Genomic DNA, 8,772 nt, shown 5'->3' with positions numbered 1-8,772 from the left:
GCGACACAGGACAGCTTCAGGAAGAAGACCAAAGGATTAAGTTGCAGGATGCGACACAGGACAGCTTCAGGAAGAAGACCAAAGGATTAAGTTGCAGGATGCGACACAGGACAGCTTCAGGAAGAAGACCAAAGGATTAAGTTGCAGGATGCGACAAAAGGACATCTTCAGGACGAAGACAAAGGATTAAGTTGCAGGACGCGACACAAGGACAGCTTCAGGACGAAGACCAAAGGATTACGTTACAGGATGTAACACAGAAATAAATCAGGATGGATTTATTGTGCTAGGAAGGCAAAAGGACACTCCGACGGATTGGGAAGTGGAAATTTAACGGAATAAATAGAGTCAGGATTTAGCAGGGTTGCTACGCGTTTCATGGATTGAGATATATAGACTTTAGGGCGGCACATTGTGCCGCCTTTTCTATATCTGCAATTTAATAAATCCTATGTAATTACGAGCATCTAGTGACTATCTCCTGGCAAGCATCTTCTCGGAACACTCTTCTTACTGATGACTTATCCGCATCAGATCATCATTAGCGATCCCGAGATACAAAAAAGGCGCTAAATGAATTTAGCGCCTTGATGATTAATCAAAATTTAAGTAATTACTTCATAATGATTAATTATTTCTTCTTGTTCTTCTTCGTACGTTTTTTAGCTTTCAGTTTCGCTTTTGCAGATACTTTATTCTTACCTGTTGCTGCTACTTTCGCTTTTTTCTTCGTTTTAGATATCGCAATCTTGTTGTTTGGTTTCAAACCTTGAATAACACGACGTTTAATCGTTTCTTCAGTGTAACGTTCAATTTTACCAAAGATACGAAGATCATGTGCTTCAACTAATGAAATCGCAGTACCTTTCTTACCTGCACGTGCAGTACGACCAATACGGTGAACATAAACTTCAGCACTACGTGGTAAATCAAAGTTAAATACATGGCTTACATCTTGAACGTCAATACCGCGAGCGGCAACGTCTGTTGCAATCAATACTTTTACTTTATCATTTTTAAATTGATTCAGTGAACGAGTACGTTTTGCTTGGTCCATTTCACCACGTAAATAAGCACACGGGATATCCTGAGACTGTAGATAACTTACTAATTCAGCCAAACGCTCACGGGTTTTAACAAATACAATAGAGCGTGTTGTTGTTTCATCACGTAACCAATGTACTAGCAAAGCTTGTTTGTGTGCATGATCATCAACATAGTGCATAAATTGATGAATTTTAGCTTTTTCTTTACGTGAAGGGTTTGCTGTAAATTCAGCTGGTTCTTTCAATAGTTCTTCGGCAAAGCGCTCAATACCACGACCTTCTAGCGTCGCAGAAAATAGCATTGTTTGTTGACGGCGCGTCATTTCATCGGTGATTTTTTTCACATCATCGTAGAAACCCATATCTAACATACGGTCAGCTTCATCTAGGATCAGTACTTCAACCGCGGCACATTCAAATGCATCACGACGGATATACTCTAATAAACGGCCCGGTGTAGCGATAACAATATCAAGACTGTTTTTTAATACTTCAGCGTGTAGTGCATAATCAACACCACCCGTTACCATCGAAACTTTATGTTCAGTATAGGCAGCTAGCATTTTAGCTTGTTGGAATACCTGACTCGCAAGCTCACGCGTTGGCGTTAAGATCAGTACTCGTCCAGGGCCTAATTCACGACGTGGAAAGTCAAGCAGATGCTGAAAAGCTGGTAATAAAAATGCCAGCGTTTTACCTGTACCTGTCGGTGCAGATGCAAGGATATCTCTACCTTCCATGGCAGTTGGCAATACTTGCTGTTGAATCAATGTTGGTTTAACAAGATTATTATCAGTAAGTGATGCAATTAATTCAGGGTCTAGATCGAGACTTTCGAAGTCCATAAAACACCGTATAACAAGAGGTTAAAAAGGAAGATGAGGTTATCAATTGCTGTTTTTACACAATGACACGTCAAATTTTCTGATCGTTAATCAGCCATTATGGCAGATATGAGGCCTAGAGGGTATTGGTTTTCTACTCTAGCATTGAAAAAATCGTTATTAGAATACTGAAGTGTTAGCAGTTTGCTGCTTTAATTAGACCATGAGTTAAGGTGTAGTATGTCTATTAAACTATGTTAGTTATTAATTATATAGACTCGCGTGGATACTCTATTTTTGGTATCTTAGCGGTTAACAATTTGAATCCACTTATCACTATTTAGATTAAGGTTATTAGTTCATGCGCTTACGTGCTTTATTTCCCGCTGCATCCTTGTTTTTCGCAATATTACTATTGTCTTTCGCTACATCTATTTCTGCAGCCGAAGATAAATATTATTCCGAGAATGAAGGTAAAATCTCTAATGACGGTTATTGGGGGAAAAAGCGTGGCCATGTTGGGGGGGAAGAACAGCGTAAACCGACACCGCCAGCTGAAACCCCTGAAGAACCTGGGTTTGAAGCGCTTGAATTTACAAAACCACTCTATTCTAAGCTCAGTTTTGGATTGGTGTTACAAAGTAACTATGATGATTACGAGCGTCACGGCAGTTCTTTGGCCGACAATCCTGGCTTTGACTATGTCGTGGATAATGTTTTTACTGACGATTTAGTATGGCAAGCAAATATAGATTACAAAAATGACGATATTCTCATATCGAATGGTATTGGTATCTTACCTGAAGATAGTCTTATTGGTGTTGGCGTTAATGCCTTTTGGGATGTGGAAGTTGACTCCGGTGAGCAACGTTTATCTGTCGGTACTAAGTATGATGACCCTGATTATGTCTTTAATCTTTCATCGAATATCTATTTTCCGGTGTCGGGTAAAGATGAAGCTGATAATCTGGTAACTAGCATGGATTTACGTGCTGAAGGTGCTATTACGCCGACGTTACAATTCCATAGTTCGTTTGAATATTTTTGGGGTGATAATATTCAGATTAATGATGATTACGATCCCTCTGATAGTAGTCATAAATTTACTGCTGGTTTGGACTATACACCGATCTCGTTATTGCAATTCGGTGTTGAGGCAACAAAAGTGAAAGAGCATGACGTAGGTTATGGGATTTACCTTTATTTTAATTATGATCCATGGCGCCCACTAAATGAACAATTAGAACTTATTTTGGATAATGATTTTTCTATGCATGAAATGATCCCGTTCTCACGTTCAAAAGTATTGTCTCGCACGGCCGAGTAATACTGAAATGATATACCGTGTTGTCATATTTAAGATGGTTGAGTAGTCAGTGATAAATAAAAGTGATGGTTTTAGTTTTAAGCAGTTTCATGTTTCACACGCAGATTGTGCGATGAAAGTGGGGACTGATGGGATTTTACTCGGAGGCTGGGCTGATGTGAATACCGTATCACCAGCACCATTAAAGGTATTGGATATTGGTACAGGCTCGGGACTGATTAGCCTGATGTTGGCGCAACGTTGCCAGGGTAATCTGCAGGCGATAGCGATTGATATTGATGCATCTGCGTGCGAGCAAGCTAAACGTAATGTTGATAACTCACCATGGTCATCTTCAATTGCAGTGAAACATGTCGCCTTACAAGCACTAGGTCAAACCGATAAAGCAGAACCTGCTACGTTTGATCTGATTGTGTCTAATCCACCTTATTTCGCCCATGGCCAAGAATTTACTGATGATGCAAGAAAAACAGCAAGACATACTGGCAGCTTATCCCATCAAGAGTTGATTGATTGTGCACTGACCCTGTTAGCGCCAAATGGCTGTATTGCTTTAGTACTGCCTTATAAATCAGGTTGTGAACTTGCTACTTATTGCCAACAATTGGGTAGTCTTAACTTAACTTGCCTAAATATAAAAACGACCCCTAAAAAACCTTACAAGCGTATGCTCATGCGTATCCGTCGTGGTCAGGCAATGCTGGAAAATAAATCGCTTACGATCCATGAACCTGATGGTAGTTACTCTAAAGATTATCAAGATATCACTAAAGAATTTTATTTAAAAATGTAATTCCACTAAGCACATTTTGGATTTGGGCTTGCACTTAATGACCAAATTGTTAGTATCGCTCTTTAATGGGTGAGTGGCTAATACAAAATTCTTTACAAGAACATAATTATAATACTTTGTGCTACACCGGCTAGGAGAGGAATTTCTCCATGCTTGCTTCAAGGAAGAAGTGAATAAATGAACACACAACAATATCTAAGCAGAGAGTATAATAATGACTATCAAATTAAAAACAGCTGATGTTTTAGCCATCGGCTTTATGACGTTTGCGTTCTTTTTAGGCGCGGGCAACATCATTTTTCCACCTTTAGCAGGTAATCTTGCTGGCCAATCGTTTATGCCTGCAATGTTTGGTTTCTTAGCGACAGCCGTTGGCTTACCCCTTATTACGATAATCGCAGTTGCAAAAGCCGGTGGTGGTTTAATTACCATGACGCGTTTTTTACCAGCAATGGCAGCCACTGCCATTGCTGTGGCGATTTACATCATCATAGGTCCTGCATTCGCAGCGCCAAGAACCAGCCTTGTTGCTTATGAAATGGGTATTAAGCCTTTTTTAGGTGATGCAGCAAATGAAACGACATTGGCTGTGTACTCTGTTGTTTTCTTCATCATCACTGCTTATTTTGCACTAAGCCAAGGTAAATTAATTGATAATATTGGTAAGATTTTAACGCCAGCATTAATCGCGCTATTAACAGTGCTAGCGATTGCGGTATTTGTTATGCCACAAGGTGACATTGGTATCGCACGTGAAGCGTACGTTGATAGCCCGTTTACGAAAGGTTTCCTTGAAGGTTATAACACCATGGATACGTTTGCGTCATTGATGTTTGGTATGTTGATTATCAACGTACTAAAAAGCAAAGGCGTTACAGATAAAGCAGGCCAATTTAAGTACTTAGTGATGGCTGGTTCAATTGCAGCAGCGGGTCTGGCGTTTGTTTATATTTCACTATTCTACTTAGGTGCAACGAGCCAATCATTGATTGCTGTGGGTGCTGATGTAAACGGTGGCATGATTTTAGCGACTTATGTTCAAGCACTATTTGGCATGCCTGGTCAGTATATTCTAGCGGCAGTTGTTACCTTAGCTTGCTTAACCACGGCTGTAGGCCTAGCAAGTGCGGTTGCTGAGTTCTTCCATGAACTGAAACCACAATGGTCATATAAAATGCTTGTTGTGATTAACTGCGTTGTCTGTGCGATTGTTGCTAATGTTGGCTTATCACAGCTCATCAGCATCTCTGTGCCGGTATTATTTGCGGTATATCCGATTGCGATTGCGATTGTTGCACTCACGTTATTACAAGAACGTTTTCCTAATCCACAGTTTGCATTTCGCCTAGTGATGGTTGTTGCATTTATGTTTGGTGTGTTAGATGGTCTTAAAGTCGCTGGTTTAGCGATGAGTGGTTTTGAATTTTTGCCACTATTCGATCAAGGTTTAGCTTGGGTATTACCTACCGCTCTTGCTATCATAGTATCGATGGTTGCAATGCGCGCTCCAAAAAATGTGGGCGTAGCAACTGCAAAATAGTATGATCTATACGCTCAATGAGTGTCTGATTAACTAAATTTAAAATCCGTTCCGCTGTGAACGGATTTTTTATGCTATTTTTTTGGTGCTTACGTTATGTGGCACTATAATAAGGTGGTTTGATGAGTAATGAACTGTGGTTAGCGCTAGCGATTGTATTTATCATCGAAGGTATTATGCCGATGTTGATGCCTAAACAATGGCAAAAAATGCTCACATCCGTTAGTCAGCAACCTACTGACAAAGTACGTAAATATGCCGGTTGTTTAGTCGTAACTGGTTTTGTATTATTGTTTATACTGTAATTTTTTTGTACAGCAGAACAAATTTTTGTACAGCAGAACAACAAGTAAAGTGATTTTTTACGATTTTAATGAGATAGATATCAAATTTTTTAAACATTTTGATTTAAATTTTGCTAGAATCCTCTTTTAACCAACAACCGCGACGGTATCATGGGAAAGAATGTAGTTATTCTCGGCACTCAATGGGGTGACGAAGGTAAAGGTAAAGTAGTAGATCTACTTACCGACAGAGCTAAATATGTAGTGCGCTACCAAGGTGGTCACAATGCTGGTCACACACTAGTAATCAATGGTGAGAAAACAGTTCTTCACTTAATTCCATCTGGTATTTTACGTTCAAACGTTAAATGTATCATTGGTAATGGTGTTGTACTGGCTCCTGATGCATTAATGACTGAAGTTAAAATGCTTGAAGAGCGTGGTATTCCTGCTCGCGAGCGTATGCTTATCAGTGAAGCGTGTCCATTAATCCTTCCATACCATGTATCGCTTGATAATGCCCGTGAAAAAGCACGTGGCAAAAAAGCAATCGGTACAACTGGTCGTGGTATCGGTCCAGCTTACGAAGACAAAGTTGCTCGTCGTGGCTTGCGTGTTGGTGATCTATTCAACATGGAACAGTTTGCTGTTAAATTGAAAGAAGTAATGGAATACCATAACTTCCAACTACAGCATTACTATAATGAACCTGAAGTAAGCTATGAAGATGTTCTAGCACAGATGCACGAAGTTGCACCTATCTTACTAGACATGATCGTAGACGTAACTTCGCTTCTTGATGATGCACGTCGCCGCGGTGATGACATCATGTTTGAAGGTGCTCAAGGTACATTACTAGATATCGATCACGGTACTTACCCGTATGTAACATCATCAAACACAACTGCAGGTGGCGTAGCTACTGGTAGTGGTTTTGGTCCATGTCACATCGATTATGTTCTTGGTATTACTAAAGCTTACACTACACGTGTTGGTTCTGGTCCATTCCCAACTGAACTTGATGATGAAATCGGTAATCACCTAGGTGTTAAAGGTCATGAATTTGGCGCAACTACTGGACGTGAGCGTCGTTGTGGTTGGTTTGACGCAGTTGCAATGAAACGTGCAATTCAGTTAAACAGCATCACAGGTTTCTGCCTAACTAAGCTAGATGTATTAGATGGTTTAGAAACGCTGAAAATCTGTACTGGTTACATGCAACAAGACGGTTCAATCCTTGACGTGCCACCTATGGCTGCTGACGGTTATGAACTTGTTGAACCAGTATACGAAGAAATGTCAGGTTGGAACGACGTAACATACGGCGCAACAACTCTAGAACAACTTCCAGAAGCTGCAATCGCTTACATCAAGCGTATTGAAGAAATTACGGGCGTGCCAATTCATATCGTATCAACTGGCCCAGATCGTAACGAAACAATGGTATTAGTTAACCCATACGACGTATAAGTCTGACTGGTTAAACTGATAAATAAAAGGTCGCTTATGCGGCCTTTTTTGTATCTAAAATTCAGAGAGAAAACGTAGACTTTAAAGTCCGCTTTTAAAAGTCACGAGCATGATATTGCAGATATAAAAAAACCGCATCATAGTCGCTGCGGTTTTTTTTCATTGGGTTTAGATTTACACCCCAAATTAAGGTTTTATTAGTTACTGCGGTTCGCTGCAATATAAGCCAATGAAATAAGCGCTTGCTTGTATTCAGACTCAGGTAATACCGCAATGGCTGCAATAGCTAAATCAGCTTCTTGCTGGGCCTTATCGAAACAATAGTTTAATGAACCTGTGCGTTCAAGAATTGCCAGAATAGCCTCAAGGTTATCCATGCCATTCATTTTCTCGATTGCTTCACGCACCATTAATGCTTCAGCTTCAGTACCGTTAGCCATCGCATGAATTAATGGTAGTGTTGGTTTACCTTCAGCAAGGTCATCACCCACATTTTTACCCATTTCTTGAGCATCTGCAGTGTAATCCATCACATCATCGATAAGTTGGAATGCAGCACCTAAATGTACACCATAATCAATCATCGCTTGTTCAATGTCTGCAGGCTGGTCAGAAATGACCGCTGCAAGTTGTGTCGCGGCTTCGAATAGTTTGGCTGTCTTATAATAGATAACGTCCATATAACGTTTTTCGTCAGTGTCGGCATCATTACAGTTCATCAATTGTAATACTTCACCTTCGGCAATCACATTGGTTGCATCAGACAAAATATCGATGATTTTACTGTTATGCAGTTTTGCCATCATTTGAAAAGAACGTGAATAAAGGAAGTCACCGACTAATACACTTGCTGCATTACCAAACATCGCATTGGCAGTATCACGACCGCGACGCATGTCTGACTCATCAACTACGTCATCATGTAATAGTGTTGAAGTATGGATGAACTCGATGATAGCGGCCACATCAACATGTTGTTGACCCTGGTAACCCAGTGCGCGTGCACTTAATGTTGCGATTAGTGGACGAATGCGTTTACCGCCACCATTTACAATGTAATAACCCACTTGATTAACGAGGGCAACATCTGATTGCAGTCGTTCTAGAATGAGTTCATTGACAGCGTCCATATCTTGTTTAGATAACGCTTGAATGGCTTTTATGTCCATGTGTAAAAGATTCCGTGCTGCTTTATATAGTGGTATGACGATTTTTTAAGACTATTGTTTGCTATATTCATCGCTAGCTCTATCTTGATAGTTCGCTATAAGATAAAATGCCGTCAAATTTATGTCGTAATTGTACACTAAATTGTAATAGTCGAAAGGCTTAAGCGGTCGCGATTTACTACTTTCCTGCTTATTTATATTTATTTTGAAAATCAGCTTGCCTAACTGCAAAGTTTTGAGTAGAATTCGCGCCATTGTTATAAATTATTATGACGTGTCGCTACCTAAGGTACGCTGGACACGAATCGGAGTCAGAAAA

7 protein-coding genes are annotated in these 8,772 nt (G+C 40.1%); 5 read left to right on the top strand and 2 right to left on the bottom strand.

Annotation, left to right across the window (positions count from 1 at the left end):
• Positions 1-631: 631 nt before the first annotated feature.
• Positions 632-1,891, bottom strand: a complete 1,260-nt coding sequence (srmB, locus tag JFU56_RS17090; protein WP_198438470.1) for an ATP-dependent RNA helicase SrmB — start codon at positions 1,889-1,891, stop codon at positions 632-634.
• A 340-nt stretch (positions 1,892-2,231) separates the two neighbouring features.
• Here srmB and JFU56_RS17085 point away from each other — a divergent pair, with 340 nt between their 5' ends.
• The 5 genes from JFU56_RS17085 (at position 2,232) to JFU56_RS17065 (ending at position 7,284) form a co-directional block, all read left to right on the top strand.
• A complete protein-coding gene (locus JFU56_RS17085) occupies positions 2,232-3,197 on the top strand; it encodes an inverse autotransporter beta domain-containing protein (protein WP_198438469.1) in 966 nt (321 codons plus the stop codon).
• 49 nt (positions 3,198-3,246) lie between these two features.
• Positions 3,247-3,990, top strand: coding sequence for a tRNA1(Val) (adenine(37)-N6)-methyltransferase (locus JFU56_RS17080; protein WP_242065999.1), 744 nt, complete (start codon positions 3,247-3,249; stop codon positions 3,988-3,990).
• 214 nt (positions 3,991-4,204) lie between these two features.
• On the top strand, positions 4,205-5,530 hold the full coding sequence (brnQ, locus tag JFU56_RS17075; RefSeq protein ID WP_198438468.1) for a branched-chain amino acid transport system II carrier protein: 1,326 nt from the start codon (positions 4,205-4,207) through the stop codon (positions 5,528-5,530).
• 122 nt (positions 5,531-5,652) lie between these two features.
• Complete coding sequence (locus JFU56_RS17070) at positions 5,653-5,835, top strand: DUF2065 family protein (RefSeq protein ID WP_198438467.1); 183 nt, start codon at positions 5,653-5,655, stop codon at positions 5,833-5,835.
• 150 nt (positions 5,836-5,985) lie between these two features.
• Positions 5,986-7,284: an adenylosuccinate synthase gene (locus tag JFU56_RS17065; RefSeq protein ID WP_198438466.1), complete on the top strand. Its 1,299-nt coding sequence runs from the start codon at positions 5,986-5,988 to the stop codon at positions 7,282-7,284.
• A gap of 197 nt (positions 7,285-7,481) precedes the next feature.
• Here the strand turns inward: JFU56_RS17065 and ispB are convergent, their stop codons facing one another.
• A complete protein-coding gene (gene ispB / locus JFU56_RS17060) occupies positions 7,482-8,453 on the bottom strand; it encodes an octaprenyl diphosphate synthase (RefSeq protein ID WP_198438465.1) in 972 nt (323 codons plus the stop codon).
• Between the last annotated feature and the right edge of the window lie 319 nt (positions 8,454-8,772).

Source organism: Moritella sp. F3 (assembly GCF_015082335.1).
Classification (GTDB): domain Bacteria; phylum Pseudomonadota; class Gammaproteobacteria; order Enterobacterales; family Moritellaceae; genus Moritella.
The sequence above is the reverse complement of the archived record's forward strand: the minus strand, read 5'-3'. Positions and strand labels throughout refer to the sequence as shown.

Excerpts from the sequence above, each read along its gene's own strand:
- srmB (WP_198438470.1), bottom strand. The coding sequence starts at position 1,891 with ATGGACTTCGAAAGTCTCGATCTAGACCCTGAATTAATTGCATCACTT.
- JFU56_RS17085 (WP_198438469.1), top strand. The coding sequence starts at position 2,232 with ATGCGCTTACGTGCTTTATTTCCCGCTGCATCCTTGTTTTTCGCAATA.
- brnQ (WP_198438468.1), top strand. The coding sequence starts at position 4,205 with ATGACTATCAAATTAAAAACAGCTGATGTTTTAGCCATCGGCTTTATG.
- JFU56_RS17070 (WP_198438467.1), top strand. The coding sequence starts at position 5,653 with ATGAGTAATGAACTGTGGTTAGCGCTAGCGATTGTATTTATCATCGAA.
- JFU56_RS17065 (WP_198438466.1), top strand. The coding sequence starts at position 5,986 with ATGGGAAAGAATGTAGTTATTCTCGGCACTCAATGGGGTGACGAAGGT.
- ispB (WP_198438465.1), bottom strand. The coding sequence starts at position 8,453 with ATGGACATAAAAGCCATTCAAGCGTTATCTAAACAAGATATGGACGCT.